Genomic DNA, 22,439 nt, shown 5'->3' with positions numbered 1-22,439 from the left:
TCTTGAATAACTTGCCATTGGGAGTCGGTCAGATCAGTAGGATACATTGGTGGTTCTTTGTTCCTACAAACTTACCGGCTCCTTATTTTTATCAAAATGCTATTTTTAGACAGTCTCTAAATACTTTCAGAAGCCAGGCTATGCTGTCGATATTTGAGCGGAGAAATAGTAAACTGTTTTTTGAAAACGTGGCTAAAATGCGAGCTGTCCTCAAAGCCACTTTCAAAAGCTACATCAGCAATGGTTTTATTTGCATGTAGCAGCAACTGTTTGGCAAATCCCAATCTTTTTTGAAGTAACCACCGTCCAGGCGGCATTTTATATAGGTTCTGAAAATCACGCTTAAACGATGAAATACTTCGGTTGCAAAGACTGGCATAGTCTTCTAAGCTAAGGTTGTAGCAAAAGTTTGCCTCTACAATGGGCGGGATGCTATTGGCTTGCGGTAACAGTAAAGTCTTAAGATAATTTCGCAATGTTGCATTATTAGGATTGGTGATAATGTTGAAGAGTAGCTCTTTAAACTTCAATTCGAGCAAGGCTTCGGGTGGTTTTAGTTCGGCAGAAAAATAAGGCCGCACCGAATCATAATAGGCCAACATCATCTCATTCACATCGAGCGGTATCAATAAATCACTTTGTTCAGGCAGGTCATTATTTGCTGGTGAAATTAATGTTTTAGTTTCGATAAGGAACGATTGAATGTAGTTGTCGGGGATGAAAAATGCCATCAGGCAAAGGTCGTCGCCATGAATTTTTTCGAGAATACAAGCACCTTTTTTTACAAACACTGCCGAACCTGCCGTAATCAGCCAGGATTTAGGATGGGCATAGAAGGCTTTTTTACCCGTAACCACATAGAGAATATAGTTAAGCTGCGACCAGCTATCCTGACGATTGCTACCCAATGGGCAATCGTAATAAACAAACAGAAGCTCCTTACAAAAAAGCTGTTTGAAGGTTTCTGGTCGAGTGCAGGCGTTTTTGTAATAATTTATCATACTGGTTGTTCAAGCCTAAACACAACTAATCCGTAAATCTTTCATTCAAATTTATGGGGTATTATTGAAGCAGGATAGTACAGAAAAAACAGCAGGCACAAAAGGTTTTGTGCAATTGGGGCTGGGCTTAAGTACAATCATCGGTAGAACACATCCGGTAGTTTATTCCTAACAGGTCATGGGCAGGCTGAATAAAAACCTTTGCAATACGAGTCTATAAGCCGGGTTCTGTCCTCCGGTTTGCACCGAATGGCTTATCATTTATCTGGGATGGTCGTCACCGGCCACCTCGTTCGACCTACCCGCGTCAGCATCCGGCGAACCGGAACGGGAACGAGCCGCCCCACGTCCAACGCTTATTTGGTCTTTCAGCCCCTAAGGTTTATCCTGCCCCGACGGTCGCCCGGCGGGCGGTAGGCTCTTACCCCACCTTTTCACCCTTACCCGTTTTCAATGAGCGAATGAGTGAATTGTGAATAAAAATGCGCCAGCTATTCACTCATTCACAATTCACTCATTGAAAACGGGCGGTCTGTTTTCTGTGACACTGGCTGTCGAATGGCCGTTCCCAGCCATTCGCCTTCCCGTTAGGAAGTAGGGTGCTCTGTGCTGCCCGGACTTTCCTCATCCCGCCAATGGCAGGACGCGATAAGCCGACTCGTATCGCTCAGGCAGGATAAAGGTACGAAAATCACTGCAACCCCTCCACTTTTATGTCAATGCGGCCCCGGGCGTTCACAACGGCAAGCAGCGCGGTAGGCGTTAGATAGACCTGATCAGGTTTGATTTCGTCGATGTGGCCATTGAGGACGATACCTTTGGCGATCTGGTTGTTTTTAAGCTGCGTTTGCAGCAGTTTCTGCATGTCGGCGATTTGGGAGCCGACCGGAATCGTCAGTTGTTTTTCGAGCGTTCGGGCGAAGGTTCCTTTCAATAACCAGCTTGCCGACTGAGCCAGCACATTTTTGGTATCCAAATCATACTGAAGGTCTTTCAGCGAAATAGTCTGGTCGTTGGCGTCATAGTACGGGCGGCCACGGAGGTAAATGTCGCCGTTGATGGTGCCTTTTAGTCCGGCCTTAATAATCAGACTTTCGTTCTGGCCATACATATCCATGCTTGTAATGGTGATGGTATACTGGTTATCGCTGAACGAGAACGATTTACCAACAAACTCGTCGGCTACTAATCTGGCAGCTTCAGGATAGGTGGCTTCGCTCAACAAGCCAATCTGAAAATCGTCTCTGACCTTCGATACCACCGTCAGATCGGGCAGAGACACCGCCGGGCGAACATCGGGTTTAGCGCCGGTGGTTGTCAGCGTATAGCCCTCAATGCCGATGGTGGCACGGATAAGCCGGCCCTCAAAGCGCAGGGGCGTTATGAGCACGCGCTTTGGAACGGCCTGTAGATAGGTTCGGTATTTTTCGGAAATTAAATACGGTTCGCGGAGGCTGTTCCAGGCCTTCAGCACGGGGGTTCGGAGGTCAACGTTCCGGCGTATTTGCTGGTCGATAGTCTTCGTAATGCTCCCTAAATTCTTATCAATCAACCGCCCGACGATGTTTGTTATCGGAATATCCAGCCCCACAACACTCACCGTTGGCCGACGTACCCATCCATATCCGTCGGCCTGGGTTTGGGTGTTGACGGCCCAATCGCGGTCGAGATCGAATTTGCTTTTGAAGCGCAGATCAATCTCGAACTCTGTTTCTTTATATTGGGTGAAACCCAGCACCGACACGCCCGCTTTAGCCCATATTTTCAGTGGGACCACGAAACGAAACAGGCTGTCCTCAGCCGTAACGAGAATAGTGCCGCGTTTCCAGACTTTCGCCATAAACTGGTCATTGCTGTTGTCGGTCAGGCTGTTATCTTCATAAATCAGGCCGTTTACCTGCGCGTTTAGCTGCCGCTCAACATCGCTCAGGGCAATGGATACAGGCACGTGAACAGTTGACAGAAAGCGTTCGTTGCGAACTTCCATTTCGGTGATTTTATAGGCTTCTTTGGGAGCTTTCGTTTCCAGGCGGCTGCCGGACGGCTGGCAAGATAAAACAAAAAAGCTGAGACACAGAGATGCCCAACCTAACCTACTTAATCGTGACCTTCGTGGCACCATAGCCAAATTTCTGTTTCTGAGCGTCTTCAAAGAATTTAACGTTGGGATGCTGACCTAAGCGTTTGTGCAATTCTGTTCGGAGGGCACCGCTGCCAACACCGTGAATAAAGGTGATGTCGCTCATGCTGCTGGCAATGGCGTTTTCCAACGCTCTATCGAACGTGTCGAGTTGAAGTTTCAGCAAATCAGCCGGGCCGCGTTTGGCGACGCCGTTGGGCAACAATTCCTCGATATGCAAATCGACAACTGATGACGGACGCTCAACTGAAACACCAATTGGTTCAGACTTGGGCTTAAGCATTTCAGCTTTCAATTCATCAAGGCTGATGGAGGTTGGCGACTTTACAGACCCTGAAGACTGAGCGCGATTGCTGTTCGGCACTTGTTGCACCTGCTCAACAATCTCAGCATCTAGCTGGGTCAAAAAACCGGGCTGATTCAGCACAGGGATTGTTGTTTTTTGCTTGAAGAGCGTGGTCGCCCGCGCTTTGAACCGCTTCATCAACGGTTGCCGCAGCGACGACTTCCCGGCTCGAAACCACAAGCCCTGCACCACAAACGTTGGCCAGTCCTCAAATTGAGCGTGGGCATAGAGGTCGTTCATCTTTTGCTGCGATTTGGCCTTCAGCAAGCCGCTATGTACTCCCCGAAACTGTACTCCTCCCCCGGCGGCTGCCGACTCTTCGCCCAGCAGATACGGAAATTCCCAGTCGGTATTGTTAATCAGGTGCAGCGTGTATTCGCGGTCGTTCACGGGCACAAAGGCCAGATAAATACCCTGATTGGCCAGAATAGCCGGGGTGGGTGGAGCTACCGTTTTTTGTGGGGAATAAGCACTGGTTTTGAGCAATCGCTCGGCTTCCAATGGCGAAACTGGCACTAATTCCGAGCGCATAACCGGAATGCGGAAGCCATCTTCAATTTCAATTTCAATCATGCCGTCGGGCAAAAACCGCGACACAACCCCCTGTTCTTTTGCCCGCAGCAGCCGGACTTTATCGCCGATATTCATAGTAGTCAGTTAGTCGATACTTGGTAGTTGATGGTCTGCCGCCATAGGTGCCAATCACTGGCGACTGTTGACTGACGACTATCGACTACCAAAGGTATAACGGATTTAACCCATCCTCCGTCTTTACTCCTCAACGACCCGAAATCGTTGAGGCATCTTATGGTCGCTGCCCCAGGCATAAATCTGATGCAATACCGGCATTAACGACTGTCCCAGATTGGTCAGGGTATATTCGGTGCGGAGAGGCACTTCGGCAAAAATGGTTTTGTGAACGAATCCATCGCGTTCCAGTTCTTTCAACTGCTGAGCCAGCATCTTCTCCGACACGCCCCGCAGCGTTGTTTGAAATTCACCAAACCGTACCGGTCCTTTGGCCAGATTCCACAGGATGGCCACTTTCCAGCGGCCACCCAGAAAATAGAACGTGCTCAGAATAGGGCAGTTGCCAATTAATTGCTGTTCGTTTCGGTAGTTGGTAGACGTTCGTTTACGCATATTACTTTTTTGTGAGTCACTAACGATTTTATCACGTCTTGCCCCCACGCCATTCCCGATGGACCTTTGTGGCCGAAAGTTCAGTGAAATCAACCGGAACTTAAACACAAAAACGGTAGGAATTAATTCGTGTCAATCATGTCTGAACAAACCATTGCCCAATCTCTCACGGAGTTAGTTGACCTGGTTGCACAAGGCAAACCAATGGACGCCTTCGACAAATTTTACCACCCAAACCTTGAAAAAACGGATTTGGATGGCGTTACTGTCCTTGGGTTAGCCCAAAACTACCAGCAGGGCCTAAGCCTGCTTCATTCGATTACAACCGTTCGGGATTTCTCGCACAAAGGAACCGTTATCGTTGGTGATCGCAGTTTTCTAATCTGGCACATTGACTTCGATTCGACGACTTCGGGGACAGTCAATGTTACGGAGGTGGCCATTCAGGACTGGCAGGATGGCAGGATTATCCGGGAGCGATTTGTTGCCTGAGCGATAGTATGAAGTCGCCCATTTTCCCCGATCCATTCATCTGATGGGTCGGGGAAAGTGACGGTTACAAATCGCAACTGATTTCTCAGGAATCGAGCAGGCCATCGGTATCTTTCAGGGCCACCCCCGTTAGTTGCAGGCGGAAAGCCGAGTGAATCAGGTGCATGAGTTTGTCTGCTGCCAGGATGGGCGATAATCCCTGTTCGCGGATATTGGAGATGCAGTTTCGGCGCTCGTCGGTGAGGCCGGGTTTGGGCGCGTAGGTAATGTAAGCACCCATGCTGTCAGGAGCGCTCAGGCCTGGTCGCTCACCAATCAGGATGATGGCCAGCCGGGGGCGCAATAATTCGCCGATGGCATCGGTAATAGCCACCCGCCCCTGTTCGACCAGCAAAATCGGGGCCAGCGAATAACCCGCCTGCCTTACTTTTTCAACGAATGCAGTCACCACCGGCGGGGCATTTTTATGAATGGCCGTTGCCGAAAGTCCATCGGCGATGATGAGGCTAATATCAGCGGGCGAGCTATTGAGTTGCCGCAACTGCTCAATGGACTGGTCATTCAACAGGCGGCCCAAATCTGGTCGCTGAAGGTATATATCGCGGTTTTCGGCCCGGCTGTGAACGTGATAAACCGGCAAGCCGGTACCAGCCAAATCTGCCTGTAGATCAGCGATGTTTAATTGAGAATAAACGGCATCTTTCGCGTGAGCATGGGCCAGTTTGACCCGCAACGATTCCCGGAGTGGAATAGAAATGCCGGTTTTACCCAGCGCAATCCGGGCGTTGGTGTAGGCTTTCAAAGCCTCCCACTCATCGGGTTCTATACTTGTTTTTTTCGGTTCGTTCATGGGTAAAGGCAGAGAGCAAGGGGCAAGGGGCGTGGGGCGTGGGGCACTTTACCCTGCTCCATGCTTCCTGCCCCTTGCTCCCACCAGGGCCGCATAGAGTTGTTTCTGGAGTCCATTCGGCAGTCGATTGCCCTGGCTGTCCATTATTCCCTGCCGAAGCAGCCACTCCTCGAACTCCGGGGCGGGGCGCAACCCAAGCACCCGGCGCAAATAGAGCGCGTCGTGGAACGAAGTGGACTGGTAATTCAGCATGATGTCGTCGGCACCGGGAACGCCCATGATAAAGGTAACGCCTGCCACACCCAATAGCGTTAACAGCGTGTCCATATCGTCCTGGTCGGCCTGGGCGTGATTGGTGTAGCAAATGTCCATACCCATGGGCAGGCCCATCAGTTTCCCACAAAAATGGTCTTCCAGCCCGGCCCGGAGTATCTGCTTGCCATCAAACAGATACTCCGGCCCGATGAACCCAACCACCGAATTGACCAGAAACGGGTTGAACTGCCGGGCAACGGCGTAGGCCCGCACCTCGCAGGTTTGCTGGTCGACATGGTGATGCGCCCCAGACGACAAGGCACTGCCCTGGCCCGTCTCGAAATACATGAGGTTATTGCCCAATGTGCCGCGCTTGAGCGACAGACCCGCTTCGCAGGCTTCCTGCAACAGCGACAGGCTAACACCAAAACTGGCATTTGCCTGTTGGGTCCCGGCAATGGATTGAAACACCAAATCGACCGGCACCTGCTGGTTCATCAAGTCAAGCGTGGTGGTAATATGGCTCAATACGCAGCTTTGCGTGGGTATCGAAAATCGCTCGCGAACGCCATCCAGCATGTAGAGCAGCCGCGAGGTTGTTGCCGGGCTGTCTGTTGCCGGATTAATGCCAATCATCGCATCGCCACTGCCATAAAGCAAGCCATCAATGATGCTGGCCGCTATCCCTTTCGCATCGTCCGTCGGGTGGTTGGGCTGCAGCCGAACCGACAACCGCCCCGGCAAGCCCATCGTATTCCTGAATCGAGTCACGACTTCGCACTTTTTCGCCACCAGAATTAAATCCTGATTTCGCATCAGCTTCGAGACGGCCGATACCATTTCGGGCGTTAGTCCGGGGGCAAGTTGTTGCAGCGTACTGGTATTGGCTTCATCACCCAGCAACCAGTCGCGCAGGTCGCCAACGGTAAAATGGCTGATGGGCGCAAAGGCGTTTCTGTCGTGGGCATCAATGATTAAGCGGGTAACGTCGTCGGTTTCGTATGGAATAACGGCTTCGTTCAGAAATTGGGACAACGGCACATCGGCCAGTGCCATTTGGGCAGCTACGCGCTCTTCGTAACTCTCGGCCAACAGACCCGCCAGCCCATCCCCCGACCGCAGCGGGCTTGCCTTCGCCAGCAGTTCTTTCAAGTCCCCAAAGCGATACGTAAAGTTGCCAATGGTGAATGGATAAGGCATTTTTTGAACGTTTATAGCTCGTAAACCTATGAGGTTTTTGAAACCTCATAGGTTTCTTTCCGGTAACGACCTGATATATAGAACAATCCCGCAATCAAAACCAGTCCACCGAAAAACAAGAGACTCAGCCAGCTATAAAAATACAACATGGCCCCCAGTGTTACCACTGCCAGCAGCAGTGCAATGGCCGGAAAAAACGGGTAGAATGGCGCTCTGAACGAACGTGGCAGGTTAGGCTGCGTTTGCCGAAGCCGAAACAACGACAGCATACTGATAATGTACACGACCACCGCGCCGATAGTCGACAGAATGACTAAGTTACTGGTGTTCAGGAGCAATAAAGCCAAAATACCAAAGATAGCGCCCACCAGCAATGCCCAGAATGGCACCTGTCGCTCTTTGCTCACAGTCGATAGGCCGTGCGGCAAATAACCCGCGCGGGCCAGGGCGAAGATCTGCCGGGAATAACTGATGATAATGCCGTGAAACGACGCAATCAAGCCAAATAATCCCACACTGGTGAAGAATTTGGTGAGTGGGTTCTGGCGTCCGAGCACAATGGCGATGGCTTCGGGCATGGGATAGTCGAGGTGGTCGAGGTTTTCCCAGTTCGTGATGCCGCCCACGCTAATCATAACCGTCAGGGCCAGAAACGCCAGCGTCAGCACCGCCGAGATGTAGCCTTTGGCAATGGCATTTTTTGTATCCTGTACTTCTTCGGCCACCATGGCAATACCTTCGAGGCAAACAAACAGCCAGATGGCAAACGGCAGGGCCGCAAACACGCCCGACCAGCCAAACGGCATCGGGTTGTGCAGAAACGTGTCGAGGCTGGTATGCGGATACACGACGCCGATGAACAGCAGCAGTTCGCCGATGGCAATGATGGTCATGATCAGCGAAAACCAGGCTGCTTCTTTGATACCCAGCAGGTTAATGGCCGTGAACACGATAAACGAACCTACCGAGCACCACACCACCGGAACCGCCGGATACAGGAAGTGAACGTAACTGCCGAGCGCCAGCGCAATAGCGGGTGTCGCAAACAGAAACTCGATGAGGGTGGCATAACCCGCCACCAACGCTCCCCACGGACCAAAGGCCTGAAGCGCATAGGCAAACGGTCCGCCCGCGTTCGGAATGGCCGTGGTGAGTTCGGTGAAGCTGAAAATGAACGTGAAATAGAGCAGCGTAATCAGCAGTGTGGCAATCAGCAGGCCCACTGTTCCGGCCACTGCCCAGCCGTAATTCCAGCCGAAATACTCACCCGATATAACCAGCCCCACCCCAATCGCCCACAAATGAACGGGCGTCAACGCTTTTTTAAGGACCGGGGATTCATTGGGCATGTGATGTAGTCAGTAAGTTGTCGGGGCAAGTTGTGGTGTCGGGTTCTCAAACCCGACACCACAACTTGCCCCGACAACTTACGCATTTATCCTTTACCGACTGGCCAACGTGCCGACCTTTCCCATCAACGGGTCGCTGAAACCCGCTTTGCCCGTCTCAACCCGACCGGCGTAACGTTGTTCAAAATCGGCAAAGCCCGAAACATTCACGCTGAAATCATACCAGTTGTGGCTGTTTTTCAGATTCAGCACGACTGACCGTTGCGCTCCTTTTTCGCCCACCTTTTCGAGCATAATCAATTGATTTTTTGACTGATACGCATTATCTGAAAGCTGAACGGAGAGGCTATGTGCCGGGTCGGTATTTTTCAGTTTCACCAGCACGTTCCCGGTAAACTGCTTTTTTGCATCCTGCTCGTAAGCACAAATGATTTCAAGGGGTGGGTTGGCGACGTTACCTTTAAACTCCCGAAAAAAGCCATTTGGCCCCTGAACGCACAGATGAAACGGGCCATCGACCGGCCAGAAATCGGTTAGCGTGTCGCCAGCGGAAACAGTGTACGACCGGAAACGGGCGTCCTTATCCAGGAGTTGACAAACCTGAAACGGAGCGCCAAGCGCCCGTTTGCCAAACACCTCATTTTTGGCCGCCAGCGTCAGGCCAAAGCGGTTATCAACCCGGCCTCCATCGACGTATAGCTCATACGGCAGCGCGCAGGATGGCCGCACACCCTCCTCCTGACGAGGCAGGTAAGGCGACGTTGCCGGGTTTGCGTTACACAGCCGGACTTCGTCGTCGGTGAGCCGTTTAAAGTTCGTTGGAACGGCTTTAAACTGTGCTTTATGAATGCCTTCCATAAAGGGTTCCTTTTTGACAAAAGCCGGGAGTTTGATGGCTTCATCGTGATAAGGCCGGAAGGCCGACGACAAATCCCCACAAATGGTTCGTCGCCAGTCGCTGATGTTCGGCTCTTCAAGTTTTCTGCCTTTCTTATGACTCAGAAAGTTCTCCAGAAATTGCAGCGTCGAGGTGTGGTCAAACACTTCCGAGCAAACGTAACCGCCCCGACTCCAGGGCGATGCAATCACCAACGGCACCCGATAGCCCAATCCAATTGGCCCCGTCCGGCCTTCATCTCCACGTCGGTTATTCGGGCGTTTGTTTTCCTGTTCCTGCGTCACAAACTCCAGGCGGGTGTCGATGCTTTTGCTGGATAGGCCGGTTTCGGGGTGGTCGGGGTGGGCCGGAACAAAGGGCGGAACGTGGTCGAAATAGCCGTCGTTTTCGTCGTAAGCCAGAATGAAAATCGTCTTTTTCCAGACCTCCGGGTTCTGCGTCAGAATATCCATCACCTCCGAAATATACCAGGCCCCGTACCAGGCCGAGGAGGGATGGTCGGAGTAGTTTTCGGGCGCGACCAGCCACGATACGGTTGGCAGTTTCCGGTTTTTCACATCGTCCCGAAACTGGTGCAGCACGTCGCCTTTCGGCACGTTCACCGTGCGTTGGGTCGTTCCGTCCTGATACGTCAGGGCCGTTAGTTCGCGGTAATGCGGGTCGTTTGCATTGGTGGTGAAGGCTTTCTGACAAAGATTCTTCTCCCGCTCCGACAGTTGCCTGAATTTATCGGGCGAGTAGTTGACCAAATCGGCTTTAACAATCGCCAGAAACGCCTGCTGCCGTTCGATAGCTCTTTTAGTTGCCAAATAGTCCTTGTCGGTTTCGGCTAAACTTTTGAGTTTGGTTTCCAGTGCCTGAATTCGCTCAGGAATGGCTTTTTCCTGCTGCTGAATATACGGATAATAGGTTGGATGAAACCGGGCGTGGTACTGCGAAAACCATTCGATGGGGTTATCCCCGAAATTCGCTAACCAGCTATCTTCCTCGCCCGTTAAGCCCGTCGGTAAGGTGACTTCGTTCTGGTAAATCTTCCAGGCGATTCCCTGTTCTTCGAGCCGTTCGGGAAAGGTGGACCAGCTTACTTCCGAGCCGAAATCCACATTTTCATTGCGAACATTGGCCATCGCCTGCGGGTCGTGCGGGTCGCGGATGGTGCCCGTCCAGAAGTAAAGCCGGTTGGGCGTGGTGCCCGTCAGGGATGAGCAGAAATTCTGGTCGCAAACGGTGAAGGCATCCGCCAGGGCGTAATAGAAGGGAATATCGTCGCGGTTATAGTAGCCCAGCGTTAGCGGCATGTGGGCGTATTCTTTATGGCCTGATGGCTTGGTATCCAACCACTTATCGAATTTCCCACCGTTGCGGGCATCCACCTGATTCTCCCACGAGTGGGGCAGCGAACTCATCCAGGTTGCTTTCGTGTCGTGCATGTTCAGCCGAAACGGAGCGTAGGTTTCACCGGCTGCGTTGGTCTGAAGCCACACTTTATTTTTGTTCGGCAGGGTAACTGCTCTGGGGTCGTTGAACCCCCGAACGCCCTGAAGCGTGCCATATGTATGGTCGAACGAGCGATTTTCCTGCATCAGAATCACCACGTGTTCGGCATCTAAATAGGTGGTGCCGGGCTGTGGGTCAATGGCAAAGGCTTTCTGAATCGACTCGGGCACAATACCCGACAGGCCCGTAGAAAGCAGAGCCGCTTTTTTAAGAAAATCCCGTCTTGAATCCATAGCGTTTCGTTGCTGATTTTACCCGATGAGGTCTACGAACTTTGGAGACCAAAAATAGCCGGTACAAACCTAAAAACGTTATCGCTCAGATTATCAAATCGTTTCGTCACGCCATTCCGCTCTTGCCTGAAAGCAAAACCATTCTTACAGAATACCTACCTTTGCCGATTCATTGCTGTAGACTCTCATGGCCGCGCCCGTAAACGAAAAACTTGACCTTGCCCACAATTTTGTTCTGCACACCAACCGGAATATCTTCCTGACGGGGAAAGCGGGCACGGGCAAAACGACCTTTCTGCATCAGGTTAAACAACTGAGCGCCAAGCGGCTCGCGGTGGTGGCGCCTACGGGGGTAGCAGCCATCAATGCGGGGGGTGTCACCATTCATTCGCTGTTTCAGCTTCCATTCGGGCCGTTGGTGCCGGGGTCGACCGGGCGCGAAGGCCGGAAATTTAACCGCGAGAAAATCAATCTCCTCCGCACCCTCGACCTGCTGGTGATTGACGAAATCAGCATGGTTCGGGCCGACGTTCTCGATGGCATTGATGAGGTACTGCGCCGGTATCGCAACAACGGACAGCCGTTTGGTGGGGTGCAGTTGCTGCTCATTGGCGATATGCAGCAGTTGCCGCCGGTGATTCGGGAGGAGGACTGGACGCTGCTGAAACCGCACTACGAAACGGGCTATTTTTTCGGCAGTAAAGCGCTGCGTCAAACGCCGTATGTGTCCATCGAACTGACGCACATTTACCGCCAAACCGACCAGCGATTTATTGATCTGCTCAACAGCATCCGCGAAAAAACCGTTACCCGTGACCAGTTGGCCGACCTCAACCAACGCCATATTCCCAATTTCGCCCCCCGCGATGAAGAAGGCTACATTACCCTTTCGACGCACAACACAACGGCCCAGCAAATCAACAGCGACAAACTCAAAAGCCTGAAAACACCCCTGCACACGTTTGAGGCCACTTTAGAAGGCGATTTCCCAACCAACATCTACCCAACCGAACTTAGTCTCGACCTGAAAGTTGGCGCGCAGGTGATGTTTATCAAAAATGACATCGCCCGCGAAAAACTGTACTACAACGGCAAAATCGGGCAAATAACCGCCATCGACGACGATGTCATTTACGTCAGAAGCCAGTCCGACGGGGACGAACTTGAGGTCTATCCCGCCGACTGGACCAACATTCGGTACACGCTCGATGCGGCCACAAAAGAAATCAAAGCCGAACCCATTGGCACGTTCCGGCAATTTCCGCTTAAACTCGCCTGGGCCATCACGATTCATAAAAGTCAGGGCCTAACGTTCGAGAAGGCAATTATCGACGCATCGGCGGCTTTCGCGCATGGGCAGGTGTATGTGGCCCTGAGCCGCTGCAAAACCCTCGACGGCCTGGTATTGCGGGCGCCCATCCCGTCGCACAGCATCAAGACCGAGCAGACGCTGGAGGATTTTCACACCGACGTGCAGCAGCAAACGCCTACCCAACAGCACCTGCACGATTCGAAACGAACCAACCAGCAAAACCTCCTGCGCGAGTTAGTTTCGTTTGAACGAGCCAGTTCACTACTGTACCGATGCCGCCGGACCGTGAACGAACATGCCGGTAGTTTAGACGCTGAAAGTAGCCCTATTATTACGCAACTCAGTGACCTTCTACGCGATAAGGCCCGCGACATAAGCAGTCGTTTTCAGCAGCAGTTGCCTGCCTATTTCGCCAGCGACCAGTTACCCGAAGAAAACGAACCGTTGCAGGAACGAATCCGTAAAGCGGCAGCCTATTTCCAGACCCTGCTCAGCGATGAGTTACTGCCCCTGTTGCACCGCTGCCCCACCGATTGCGACAACAAGCAGGTGCGCGAGTTGCTGCTGGAAGCCTTAGACGAACTCGAAAAAGAGTTATTCAGCAAACTCCGCTCGTTCGAGAGTTGCCGGGAAGGTTTCGGGGCGTTGGCGTATATGCAGGCCCGAAACCGCGCCGAACTCGACTTCCAGCCCGAACGCAAAAAGCTCGAACGTCAAACGCCCACAACCGATGATGGCCCGACAGCACGCGGAGGTTTATATAGTGCCTTAATGAAGTGGCGCAACGACATTGCGGGCGAACACGACACCTCCGGCTACATGATTCTGCCCCAGAAAACCATCGCCGAGCTGGCCCGCACTCGCCCAACCACGATGGATGAGTTGCTGACTATCAAAGGATTCGGCAAAACCAAAGTCAGGCAGATTGGTACTGAACTACTCGCCCTCATCAGGGAATTTGTTGAACGGCCAAAACCATCGGGCCGGGAAGTCAAAACGAATGAGCTGAAAGAGAAAAAGCCAAAAGAAGCCAAAACGCCCTCTCCTGCCCTAACGCTGGCCCTTTTCCAGGCGGGTAAAACCATTACCGAAATTGCTACCGAACGCGGGTTCGCCGTTTCGACCATCGAAGGCCACCTGGCACAGTGCATCGGCAAGGGCGAGTTGGCCGTCGATGCCGTTCTACCACCTAACCGGATAACCCTCATCCGCTCCTACCTCGAAACCAACGCATCGGCGACATTCACCGAAATCATGCAGGGCGTCGGTAACGGTGTGACCTACAGCGAAATTCGGTTTGTGAACAACGCCATCCGGGCAGAAACTGGCGAGGTTGGAGACGAGTGAGCAGGTGTAAGAAGTTTTGGTATCTTTGAGGTATGAATGATTGCCTCATTCAACAATTATTTTTCCAAGATGAATACAGCCATAGAAGAGTCAGAAGCTCTCTTAAACCGCCTGACTCGCGCCGAGAAAGCCCAGTTGCTCCAATGGCTTGTGCAGGATTTAGGCGATACGTTTCCAGGCATTGAGCGTCAGCCAGATGTACAGGGTGGGGTAGCCTGTATTGTTCGCACACGTATTCCGGTTTGGGTTTTGCAACAGGCGCGCCAATTAGGCAGTACGGAGGCTGATCAATTGCGGGCTTATCCATCCCTGCGGGCTGAAGACTTAGCCAATGCGTGGTCCTACGCCAGAAGCCACCCTGACGAGATAACACGTACTATTGCCGAAAACGAGGAATAATGGCTCAACTTCTTGCCGATGAAAACATACCTTTTCCGGTTGTTGAGCAGCTACGTCTATACGGCCATACCGTACAAACAATTTTACAATTGAATTTAGCCGGGCAAGCTGTTCCTGATGATCAGGTGCTGGCTCTGGCTACATCGTTGAATTGCTGCCTGTTGACGTTAAATAAGAAGGATTTTATTAAACTTCACAACCAGCAACCGACTCATGCGGGTATTTGGATCTGTACGGTCGATCCCAACTTTACTGCTTTAGCCGAACGAATCCACGTCGTCTGTCTAACTCAGGCAGGTTCAACGTTAGTGGGACAACTGTTACGGGTACAACGGCCAGCTTTGTAAACAGTTATAACGAATACATCATCTTTGACTATGAATAATCTCTCCAAAATATCACAAGATAGAGGCTGTTAGCTAATCATGCCTGACACTCCCACCACCGCCCTCATTAAAACCGCCCAATCGCCTGCCTTAGCCCGCGTCTCCAACCAACTGGCCCTGACGGATAAACAAACTGATTACCAAACCCGAAGAGCCGTTTCTGATTCCCTATCGGAAGGGGAATAAGTGGGGCTTCTGTGATAAGGATAAAAATATTCTGGTTGATTGTGTGTATGATAGTGTGGAGTTGTTTAAAGAAGGACTATCAAATATACGAAAAGGCTTTTCAGGGTTCATTGATAAATCAGGAAAAGAAACAGTTCCTTGTAAATACATAGGAGCAGATAATTTTCCAGAAGGTTTAGCAAGAGTCTAAGAGCGTGTTGGGGAATTGAAAAAGCTGGTAGTCGTCTCACCTTTGTGGTCGCCAAATTACAAGGACATTACCCCTCCGGCGGCCCGGTTCGGTAGGCTGGCTACTTTTGGCCACCATCCAGCTTATATTACAGCGTATCAAGCCAAAGACCCAAATGTAATTTCCCAACACGCTCTTAAGAGACTAATTACTCAATTATTTTAAAAAGATTTTTTGTGTCGATTTGACGCTTAATAAATTAGTGTCATTTTTACACTAATAAAAAGTACAACCAGAGCCAAACCCTTAATATACACTGTAACTATTCCATGTAACCAGCCCGGTCATTCATCGTGGCCGAGGCCATTTTACAGGATTCCGACTACCTCATAGGTAGCGTCCGGGCATCCGGGCGGCTTTTTAGGAATATGGATGGGTTGGACTGGTCAGTTAGTATTTTAAGGCTGTGGACTTAAAAACGGATGAACAGGACTCAGTTGTAACTCGCTGCCTTCCGCTATAAATCAGTGGATTACGTAAAGAATATTTTTAGATCATTTTCAATGAGACAATTCCTGTGCTTCTTTTTCATAACCTTAACAACGGTGGGTTTTTCGCAAAGCAAGTCCGCGTTAAAACTTTGGTATGACAAACCTTCCGGTCAAACTTGGGAGAATGCCCTGCCCATTGGGAATGGCAGGCTGGGCGCAATGGTCTATGGAAACGTAGGAAAGGAAACGATTCAGCTTAACGAACATACCGTCTGGTCGGGTAGCCCGAACCGCAACGATAACCCGGACGCTCTGGCTGCTTTGCCTGAGGTACGGCGGCTGATTTTCGAAGGAAAACAGAAAGAAGCGGAGCAACTGGCCAACAAGTCGATAATCACCAAAAAGTCGCATGGGCAGCTATTTCAGCCGGTTGGCAGCCTGCACCTGACCTTCGACGGACATGATAATTTCACCAATTATTACCGGGAACTGGACATTGAACGGGCCGTAGCCAAAACCTCGTACACCGTCGGCGACGTAACGTACACGCGGGAAATGCTAACCTCATTTCCCGATAATGTAGTCATCATTCAATTAACGGCCAGTAAACCTGGCAAGCTGTCGTTTTCCGCTTCCTTTTCTACGCAGCATACCTCATCAGAAGGTAAAACGACACCAGCCAACGAACTTACGCTTGCCGGTACTACGTCGGACCACGAAGGTGTAAAAGGCATGGTGAAGTTCAAAAGCATTACCCGCATCAAAACTGAGGGTGGTACGCAGGCATCCAGCGACACGACGTTAATCGTAAAAGGAGCCAATACAGCCATTATTTACGTAGCGATTGCCACTAATTTTAATAACTACAATGACCTCAACGGAGACGAGAACGCACGGGCCGCTGCGTACCTGACAAAAGCCTATCCCAAATCGTATGCCGCTATGCTGGCTTCGCACGTGACTGCTTATCAAAACTATTTCAACCGGGTCAGGCTCGATTTGGGTGCTACCGGGGCCGCCAATCTGCCCACCGACGAACGACTAAAAAACTTCCGCACGGCCAACGACCCGCAACTGGTTACGCTCTATTATCAATATGGCCGCTACCTGCTAATCTCATCATCTCAACCTGGGGGGCAGCCAGCCAACTTACAGGGTATCTGGAACAACAAAATGCGGCCACCCTGGGACAGCAAGTACACCATCAACATCAACGCCCAGATGAACTACTGGCCCGCCGAAAAAACAAACCTCGCCGAACTGCACGAGCCGTTTTTGCGGATGGTGAAAGAGATGTCGGAAACCGGGCAGGAAACGGCGCGGGTCATGTATGGCGCACGGGGCTGGATGGCCCACCACAATACCGACATCTGGCGGGCAACGGGTGCCGTCGATGGGGCGTTGTGGGGCATGTGGGTGGCCGGTGGCGGCTGGACCAGCCAACACCTGTGGGAGCATTATTTGTATAGTGGCGACAAAAAATTTCTGAGTTCGGCGTACCCCATTCTGAAGGGAGCTGCCCTGTTTTATGCCGATTACTTAGTCGAACACCCCAAGTATCATTGGCTGGTTGTGAACCCTGGCACATCGCCCGAAAATGCCCCGAAAGCCCACGGCGGCTCGTCACTCGATGCCGGGACGACGATGGATAATCAGATTGCCTTCGACGTATTCACCACGACGATTCGGGCCGCCGAACTCCTGAAAAAAGATGCCGCTTTTGTCGATACCCTAAAGCAAATGCGGAGCAAACTATCCCCCATGCACATTGGCCAGTACGGTCAGTTGCAGGAATGGCTGGAAGATATCGACGACCCGAACGACAAACATCGCCATATCTCGCATCTGTACGGACTTTTTCCGTCCAGTCAGATATCCGCTTTCCGCACCCCTGAACTGTACAATGCCGCCAAAACAACCCTCGTGCATCGGGGTGATGTATCGACCGGCTGGAGCATGGGCTGGAAGGTAAACTGGTGGGCCAGATTACAGGATGGGAACCATGCGTACACGTTGATTCAGAATCAACTGACTCCCCTGGGCGTCACGAAAGAGGGCGGTGGCACGTACAACAACCTGTTCGATGCCCACCCGCCGTTTCAGATTGACGGTAACTTTGGCTGCACCTCCGGCATTACTGAAATGCTCATGCAAAGCGCCGATGGAGCGGTTCACTTATTGCCCGCCCTGCCCGATGTCTGGCCAACGGGCAGCATCACCGGTCTGCGGGCCATTGGTGGGTTCGAGCTTGTGAATATGCAGTGGAAAGACGGAAAACTGACGAAGGTCGACATTAAGTCGAACCTCGGCGGGAACCTCCGGCTGCGGTCGCCCAATGCCCTGAAAGCCAGTAAAGGCGTAGCCCTGAAGCAGGCATCTGGCCCGAATACCAATCCATTTTACATGACCGAACCTACGCCGACTCCGATTATATCCACGAAAGCCAACCGGACGACACCCGTGCTGAAAGAAACGGTGCTTTATGACATAGCCACTCAGCCTGGCAAGGTGTATGCGCTGGTGGCTCAATAACTCAACCTTTCTTTTAAAGAGCTTATTTCAGCTTATTACGCGTATGATGAAGAACTTTATTTTAGCTGTTTTTACGACACTTTGCTTTGTTTGGAGCCATTTTCTCACTGCTCAAACCACGCTGGTCAACCCGATCCTGACGGGTTTTTACCCTGATCCGAGCATTGCGCGGGTCGGAACGGATTACTATCTGGTCAACTCAACGTTCTCTTATTTCCCTGGTATCCCGGTCCTGCACAGCAAGGATTTGAAGAACTGGAAACAAATCGGCAATGTCATCGACCGCCCCTCGCAGATGGACTTTATGGGCGAGCGTCTGACCCGTGGACTCTTTGCGCCCGCCATCCACTATTATAAAGGCCTTTTCTACGTCACCTGCACGGACATCGACCACGACGGAAACTTCATCGCGACAGCCAAAAACCCCGCCGGGCCCTGGAGCAATCCGGTCAGAATCCCCCAGGTACGCGGCATTGACCCGTCGCTCTACTTCGACGAAGCGACGGACAAGGCGTACATCATTTACAACAGCGACGCGCCCGACCGGAAACCCTTGTATTCGGGCCACCGGACCATTCGCATTTATGAGTTGGATTACAAGAATCTGAAAGTGGTCGGTGAGGAAAAACAATTAGTAAACGGCGGGGTCGACCTGTCCAAAAAGCCCGTCTGGATTGAAGCTCCGCACATTATGAAAGTGAAGGATTGGTACTACCTCTATGCAGCCGAGGGCGGAACATCGGTCAACCATACCGAAGTTGTTTTCCGGTCGAAATCAGTTTGGGGGCCATTCGTGCCTTATGAGAATAACCCGATTCTGACCCAGCGCGGATTACCCGCCGACCGCAAAGACCCGATTACATCAGCCGGTCACGCCCAGTTTGTGGAAGGCCCTGACGGGAAATGGTACGCCATTTTTCTGGCCGTGCGTCCTTACGAAGGCGATTACTACAATACCGGCCGCGAAACCTTTATTGCGCCCGTGACCTGGAAAGATGAATGGCCGATTGTCGACCCCGACCACAAAGTGATTCCATACACGTACCCCGTTTCGTACAAGGAAGTCAAGCAGAAAGACGCCCTGCCGCAGTCGGGCAATTTTGCGTACACGCTACGCTTCGACAAGGCGCTTGACCCCTCGTTTTTGTTCATGCGTACCGTGGACAGCAGTTCGTTTTCACTCTCAAAAAAGCAGGGATTGACCCTGAAAGTAAAGCCCGAAACCGTCATGGACATGGGCAATCCTTCGTTCATCGGGAAGCGACAGCAGCATCTGTACAGCACCGCCGAAACCGAACTGAGTTTCGCGCCAAAATCGGACAGGGAAAAAGCCGGACTGGTCATTTTTCAGGACGAGAGCCATTTCTACTACCTGTGCAAATCAACAGCACAGGGCAATGACGTGCTGCAACTTTTCAAGAGCAATTCCAAAGATAAATCAATGGAACTGCTGACCGAGGTGCCGTTAACGACGAAGGCGGGTAAGGTGGGCCTGCGGATTGCTTCGATGGGTGACACCTACAGTTTCTCGTTCTCGGAGGATGCTAAAAACTGGAAACTCCTGAAAGACAAGGTCGATGCCAAATTCCTGAGCACGAAAGAAGCGGGTGGCTTCATCGGTTGTCTGTACGGCATGTACGCCACGTCGTCGGGCGAACCGACTACAAATACCGCGTCTTTCCAGTACCTGACTTACAAAGGCGACGACCCGATGTATAAGAAATAGGACTTTGGCAAAATACCCCCCGTCCCCCTGAAGGGGGTGAGGACTCGGCCAAAACTGCCGGAGGTATTCAGGTCCTCACCCCCTTCAGGGGGACGGGGGGTATTTTGCCAAAGTCCTGAGAAGTAAACATTGATTTTGCTTTACCTACGAATACGATTTTATTACCCATTCCCTAAACCTTACCTACTTATGAACCAACAATTTACCCGTCGATTATGGCTCGTCTGGGTCCTATTCTGCCTGTACTGCGGGGCAATGGCCCAGCCGCCACGCGGCCCACTGGTGATATCGCCCCAGGTGAACGCCGACAAAACGGTGACGTTCCGGTATCTGGCTCCGCAGGCCAAACTAGTGGAACTGAGCGCGCAGTTTGAAAAAGCCCCCGTCGCCATGACCAGAGATGAGCAGGGTATCTGGAGCGTAACAGTCGGTCCCGTCAAGCCCGACATCTACCCCTACAGCTTTCGGGTGGATGGCGTCACGGTCATGGACCCCGCCAACGTGGCCTTCTTCCCCAACGAGCGGTTTAAAGCCAGCTTAGTCGATGTGCCCGGTGATACGCCCCTGATTCATGCCATGAGGGACGTACCCCACGGCACCATTACCTACGAATACTACCCGTCGATGTCGAATACAACCGGCTCGGTAGTCGTCTATACGCCACCGGGGTATGACCAGTCGCCGTCAAAGAAATACCCCGTTTACTACCTCATCAGTGGCACGACCGATACCGAAGAAACCTTCTTCAAAGTCGGCAAAACCAACCTGATTCTGGATAATCTCATCGCCGAAGGCAAGGCCAGGCCGATGATTATCGTCATGCCGTATGGCAACATTGCCGCACGGGTAGCCGAGCAAACCGGTACCCCAAAGCCCGGCGACCCAACCGTCCGCGACGGGGCCGATGCGGTGAAGCGGGCCAACGATTTCACGACGGATTTGGTCAGCAACGTGATTCCCTACGTCGAGAAAAACTACCGGACTGTTGCCAACCGGGAGAACCGGGCCATCGGTGGATTTTCGCGCGGGGGCGGGCAAACGCTGCGGACGGCATTCAGCCACATGGACAAGTTTGCCTGGGTTTGCGCCTATAGTTCGTACCTGTCGCCCCAGGAGATGGATGGCAACTATTCGTCAATCGTCAGCAAGCCCGAACAAACCAACAAACAACTTAAATTGCTGTGGGTCAGCGTGGGAAGCGAGGATTTTCTGTATAAAGGCACCACCGAATTTATGGACTATCTGAAAGCCAAAAACGTGAATTACAAAAGCCTGATTACCGATGGGGGCCACACCTGGATGAATGTTAAGCGATACGTGAACGATACGGCCCAACTCCTTTTCCAGTAAGCCAGCCATGAAGATTATGACACGAATCCTATCCTTATTGCTAACCCTGCTTTGTCTGTCGCTGACGGGTATGGCCCAACAGCGACCGCCGGTCATTAATTCGCCGGAGGTGCACAAAGACCATAGCATCACCTTCCGGTATTTTTCCCGAAATGCGAAAAAGGTCATGCTGTCGGGCGAGTTTCTGAAAGCGCCGGTAGCCCTGAGCAAAGACACGTCGGGCATCTGGAGCGTGACGGTGCCCCCGGTGAAGCCCGACATCTACCCGTATAGTTTTTCGGTCGATAGCGTCCAGATTGCCGACCCGAACAACACCTACATTTTCGCCAACGAACGCTTTAAACGCAGCATCGTCGATGTTCCCGGCGACCAGCCGCTGGTGCATTCGCTCCAGAACGTACCCCACGGCAAAGTCAGCTATCGGTATTACAAATCCGGCACGTTGGGGACTACCCGGCCCTTGCTGGTGTACACGCCACCGGGCTTCAACCCCAACGGCAAGACGAAATACCCGGTGCTGTATTTGATTCACGGCGGCTCCGACACCGAAGAGACCTGGACCAAAGTAGGCCGCGCTAACCTGATTGCCGACAACCTGATTGCACAGGGCAAAGCCAAACCCATGCTCATTGTGATGCCCTACGGCAATGTCCGCCCGGCTCCCATGCCCGATTTTACGAAAGACATGGTGAATGACATTGTGCCGTTCGTGGAGGCCAATTACCCGGTTATCAAAGAGGGCAAAGGCCGGGCCGTAGCGGGTTTTTCGGTGGGTGGTGGACAGACACTCAATATCGGCCTGACCAACCCGGATACCTTCGCTTACGTGTGTTCATACGCGCCCTACACCGCCACCGACGAGTTCAAGAAGAATTTCACGGATTGGTCGCCCAACGCGGAGCAGATGAATAAGCAGTTGAAACTGTTCACCGTCAGCGTTGGCACCGACGACTTTCTGTATGAGCCTGTGAAGCAGAACATCGCCCTGTTTACCGAGAAGAAAATCAACGTTAAACCGCTCATCGTGCCGGGTGGCCATACCTGGATGAACTGCAAACTGTATCTGGCCAACACCCTGCCGCAACTGTTTAAATGAAATCGGTGTAGAGACGCAATACGTTGCGTCTCCTCATGCGT

Annotated in this window: 18 protein-coding genes and 1 other RNA gene; 10 read left to right on the top strand and 9 right to left on the bottom strand. The window is 52.0% G+C overall.

Translation table 11 applies throughout. The features are described from left to right. Window positions 1–116: 116 nt before the first annotated feature. The 5 genes from ACYVI1_RS23295 to ACYVI1_RS23275 all read right to left on the bottom strand — a co-directional run bounded on the left by ACYVI1_RS23295 (window position 117) and on the right by ACYVI1_RS23275 (window position 4,630). Window positions 117–1,001 carry a helix-turn-helix domain-containing protein gene (locus ACYVI1_RS23295; RefSeq protein ID WP_460913250.1) on the bottom strand — a complete coding sequence of 295 codons (885 nt, stop codon included), beginning with the start codon at window positions 999–1,001 and terminating at the stop codon, window positions 117–119. A gap of 201 nt (window positions 1,002–1,202) precedes the next feature. Beyond that, window positions 1,203–1,666: RNase P RNA component class A (gene rnpB / locus ACYVI1_RS23290), an RNA gene on the bottom strand. A 26-nt stretch (window positions 1,667–1,692) separates the two neighbouring features. Continuing rightward, window positions 1,693–2,988 carry a DUF4403 family protein gene (locus ACYVI1_RS23285; RefSeq protein WP_460913249.1) on the bottom strand — a complete coding sequence of 432 codons (1,296 nt, stop codon included), beginning with the start codon at window positions 2,986–2,988 and terminating at the stop codon, window positions 1,693–1,695. Window positions 2,989–3,094: 106 nt separating this feature from the next. Then, window positions 3,095–4,135, bottom strand: coding sequence for a Smr/MutS family protein (locus tag ACYVI1_RS23280; RefSeq protein ID WP_460913248.1), 1,041 nt, complete (start codon window positions 4,133–4,135; stop codon window positions 3,095–3,097). Between the two features lie 123 nt (window positions 4,136–4,258). Beyond that, entirely contained in the window at window positions 4,259–4,630 is a 372-nt protein-coding gene (locus ACYVI1_RS23275) for a winged helix-turn-helix transcriptional regulator (protein WP_460913247.1), read from the bottom strand. Between the two features lie 138 nt (window positions 4,631–4,768). Between ACYVI1_RS23275 and ACYVI1_RS23270 the strand changes: the two genes are divergently transcribed. Beyond that, window positions 4,769–5,122 (top strand): hypothetical protein, encoded by a 354-nt coding sequence (locus ACYVI1_RS23270; RefSeq protein ID WP_460913246.1) that lies wholly within the window; start codon window positions 4,769–4,771, stop codon window positions 5,120–5,122. Window positions 5,123–5,207: 85 nt separating this feature from the next. Here ACYVI1_RS23270 and eutC read toward each other — a convergent pair whose 3' ends face one another. The 4 genes from eutC to ACYVI1_RS23250 form a co-directional block, all read right to left on the bottom strand. Next, complete coding sequence (gene eutC, locus ACYVI1_RS23265; protein ID WP_460913245.1) at window positions 5,208–5,972, bottom strand: ethanolamine ammonia-lyase subunit EutC; 765 nt, start codon at window positions 5,970–5,972, stop codon at window positions 5,208–5,210. A gap of 48 nt (window positions 5,973–6,020) precedes the next feature. Further along, window positions 6,021–7,427, bottom strand: a complete 1,407-nt coding sequence (locus ACYVI1_RS23260) for an ethanolamine ammonia-lyase subunit EutB (RefSeq protein WP_460913244.1) — start codon at window positions 7,425–7,427, stop codon at window positions 6,021–6,023. 26 nt (window positions 7,428–7,453) lie between these two features. After that, on the bottom strand, window positions 7,454–8,776 hold the full coding sequence (eat, locus tag ACYVI1_RS23255; protein ID WP_460913243.1) for an ethanolamine permease: 1,323 nt from the start codon (window positions 8,774–8,776) through the stop codon (window positions 7,454–7,456). A gap of 93 nt (window positions 8,777–8,869) precedes the next feature. After that, window positions 8,870–11,404: a phosphocholine-specific phospholipase C gene (locus tag ACYVI1_RS23250; RefSeq protein WP_460913242.1), complete on the bottom strand. Its 2,535-nt coding sequence runs from the start codon at window positions 11,402–11,404 to the stop codon at window positions 8,870–8,872. Window positions 11,405–11,591: 187 nt separating this feature from the next. Between ACYVI1_RS23250 and ACYVI1_RS23245 the strand changes: the two genes are divergently transcribed. From ACYVI1_RS23245 to ACYVI1_RS23205, 9 genes are all read left to right on the top strand, one after another. Beyond that, on the top strand, window positions 11,592–14,063 hold the full coding sequence (locus ACYVI1_RS23245) for an HRDC domain-containing protein (RefSeq protein WP_460913241.1): 2,472 nt from the start codon (window positions 11,592–11,594) through the stop codon (window positions 14,061–14,063). 69 nt (window positions 14,064–14,132) lie between these two features. Next, a complete protein-coding gene (locus ACYVI1_RS23240) occupies window positions 14,133–14,462 on the top strand; it encodes a DUF433 domain-containing protein (protein WP_460913240.1) in 330 nt (109 codons plus the stop codon). Beyond that, complete coding sequence (locus tag ACYVI1_RS23235; protein ID WP_460913239.1) at window positions 14,462–14,809, top strand: DUF5615 family PIN-like protein; 348 nt, start codon at window positions 14,462–14,464, stop codon at window positions 14,807–14,809. The genes ACYVI1_RS23240 and ACYVI1_RS23235 overlap by 1 nt, the downstream gene beginning before the upstream one ends. 78 nt (window positions 14,810–14,887) lie before the next feature. Beyond that, complete coding sequence (locus tag ACYVI1_RS23230) at window positions 14,888–15,034, top strand: hypothetical protein (RefSeq protein ID WP_460913238.1); 147 nt, start codon at window positions 14,888–14,890, stop codon at window positions 15,032–15,034. Further along, the gene (locus tag ACYVI1_RS23225) at window positions 14,973–15,224 is read left to right on the top strand and encodes a WG repeat-containing protein (protein ID WP_460913252.1); all 252 of its coding nucleotides are present in this window, start codon (window positions 14,973–14,975) and stop codon (window positions 15,222–15,224) included. Before ACYVI1_RS23230 ends, ACYVI1_RS23225 begins: the two co-directional genes overlap by 62 nt. Before the next feature lie 542 nt (window positions 15,225–15,766). Beyond that, window positions 15,767–18,226 carry a glycoside hydrolase family 95 protein gene (locus tag ACYVI1_RS23220; protein WP_460913237.1) on the top strand — a complete coding sequence of 820 codons (2,460 nt, stop codon included), beginning with the start codon at window positions 15,767–15,769 and terminating at the stop codon, window positions 18,224–18,226. A gap of 43 nt (window positions 18,227–18,269) precedes the next feature. Beyond that, a complete protein-coding gene (locus ACYVI1_RS23215) occupies window positions 18,270–19,952 on the top strand; it encodes a glycoside hydrolase family 43 protein (RefSeq protein WP_460913236.1) in 1,683 nt (560 codons plus the stop codon). A 189-nt stretch (window positions 19,953–20,141) separates the two neighbouring features. Then, entirely contained in the window at window positions 20,142–21,302 is a 1,161-nt protein-coding gene (locus ACYVI1_RS23210; RefSeq protein ID WP_460913235.1) for an alpha/beta hydrolase, read from the top strand. Between the two features lie 16 nt (window positions 21,303–21,318). Further along, a complete protein-coding gene (locus ACYVI1_RS23205) occupies window positions 21,319–22,398 on the top strand; it encodes an alpha/beta hydrolase (protein ID WP_460913234.1) in 1,080 nt (359 codons plus the stop codon). Window positions 22,399–22,439 lie beyond the last annotated feature (41 nt).

This window comes from Spirosoma areae (assembly GCF_054781775.1).
The sequence above is the reverse complement of the archived record's forward strand: the minus strand, read 5'-3'. Positions and strand labels throughout refer to the sequence as shown.

Coding starts and splice junctions, on each gene's coding strand:
- ACYVI1_RS23280 (WP_460913248.1), bottom strand. CDS start 4,135: ATGAATATCGGCGATAAAGTCCGGCTGCTGCGGGCAAAAGAACAGGGG.
- ACYVI1_RS23220 (WP_460913237.1), top strand. CDS start 15,767: ATGAGACAATTCCTGTGCTTCTTTTTCATAACCTTAACAACGGTGGGT.
- ACYVI1_RS23215 (WP_460913236.1), top strand. CDS start 18,270: ATGATGAAGAACTTTATTTTAGCTGTTTTTACGACACTTTGCTTTGTT.
- eutC (WP_460913245.1), bottom strand. CDS start 5,972: ATGAACGAACCGAAAAAAACAAGTATAGAACCCGATGAGTGGGAGGCT.
- ACYVI1_RS23270 (WP_460913246.1), top strand. CDS start 4,769: ATGTCTGAACAAACCATTGCCCAATCTCTCACGGAGTTAGTTGACCTG.
- eat (WP_460913243.1), bottom strand. CDS start 8,776: ATGCCCAATGAATCCCCGGTCCTTAAAAAAGCGTTGACGCCCGTTCAT.
- ACYVI1_RS23275 (WP_460913247.1), bottom strand. CDS start 4,630: ATGCGTAAACGAACGTCTACCAACTACCGAAACGAACAGCAATTAATT.
- ACYVI1_RS23210 (WP_460913235.1), top strand. CDS start 20,142: ATGAACCAACAATTTACCCGTCGATTATGGCTCGTCTGGGTCCTATTC.
- ACYVI1_RS23250 (WP_460913242.1), bottom strand. CDS start 11,404: ATGGATTCAAGACGGGATTTTCTTAAAAAAGCGGCTCTGCTTTCTACG.
- ACYVI1_RS23230 (WP_460913238.1), top strand. CDS start 14,888: ATGCCTGACACTCCCACCACCGCCCTCATTAAAACCGCCCAATCGCCT.
- ACYVI1_RS23235 (WP_460913239.1), top strand. CDS start 14,462: ATGGCTCAACTTCTTGCCGATGAAAACATACCTTTTCCGGTTGTTGAG.
- ACYVI1_RS23205 (WP_460913234.1), top strand. CDS start 21,319: ATGACACGAATCCTATCCTTATTGCTAACCCTGCTTTGTCTGTCGCTG.
- ACYVI1_RS23260 (WP_460913244.1), bottom strand. CDS start 7,427: ATGCCTTATCCATTCACCATTGGCAACTTTACGTATCGCTTTGGGGAC.
- ACYVI1_RS23245 (WP_460913241.1), top strand. CDS start 11,592: ATGGCCGCGCCCGTAAACGAAAAACTTGACCTTGCCCACAATTTTGTT.
- ACYVI1_RS23285 (WP_460913249.1), bottom strand. CDS start 2,988: ATGGAAGTTCGCAACGAACGCTTTCTGTCAACTGTTCACGTGCCTGTA.
- ACYVI1_RS23295 (WP_460913250.1), bottom strand. CDS start 1,001: ATGATAAATTATTACAAAAACGCCTGCACTCGACCAGAAACCTTCAAA.
- ACYVI1_RS23240 (WP_460913240.1), top strand. CDS start 14,133: ATGAATACAGCCATAGAAGAGTCAGAAGCTCTCTTAAACCGCCTGACT.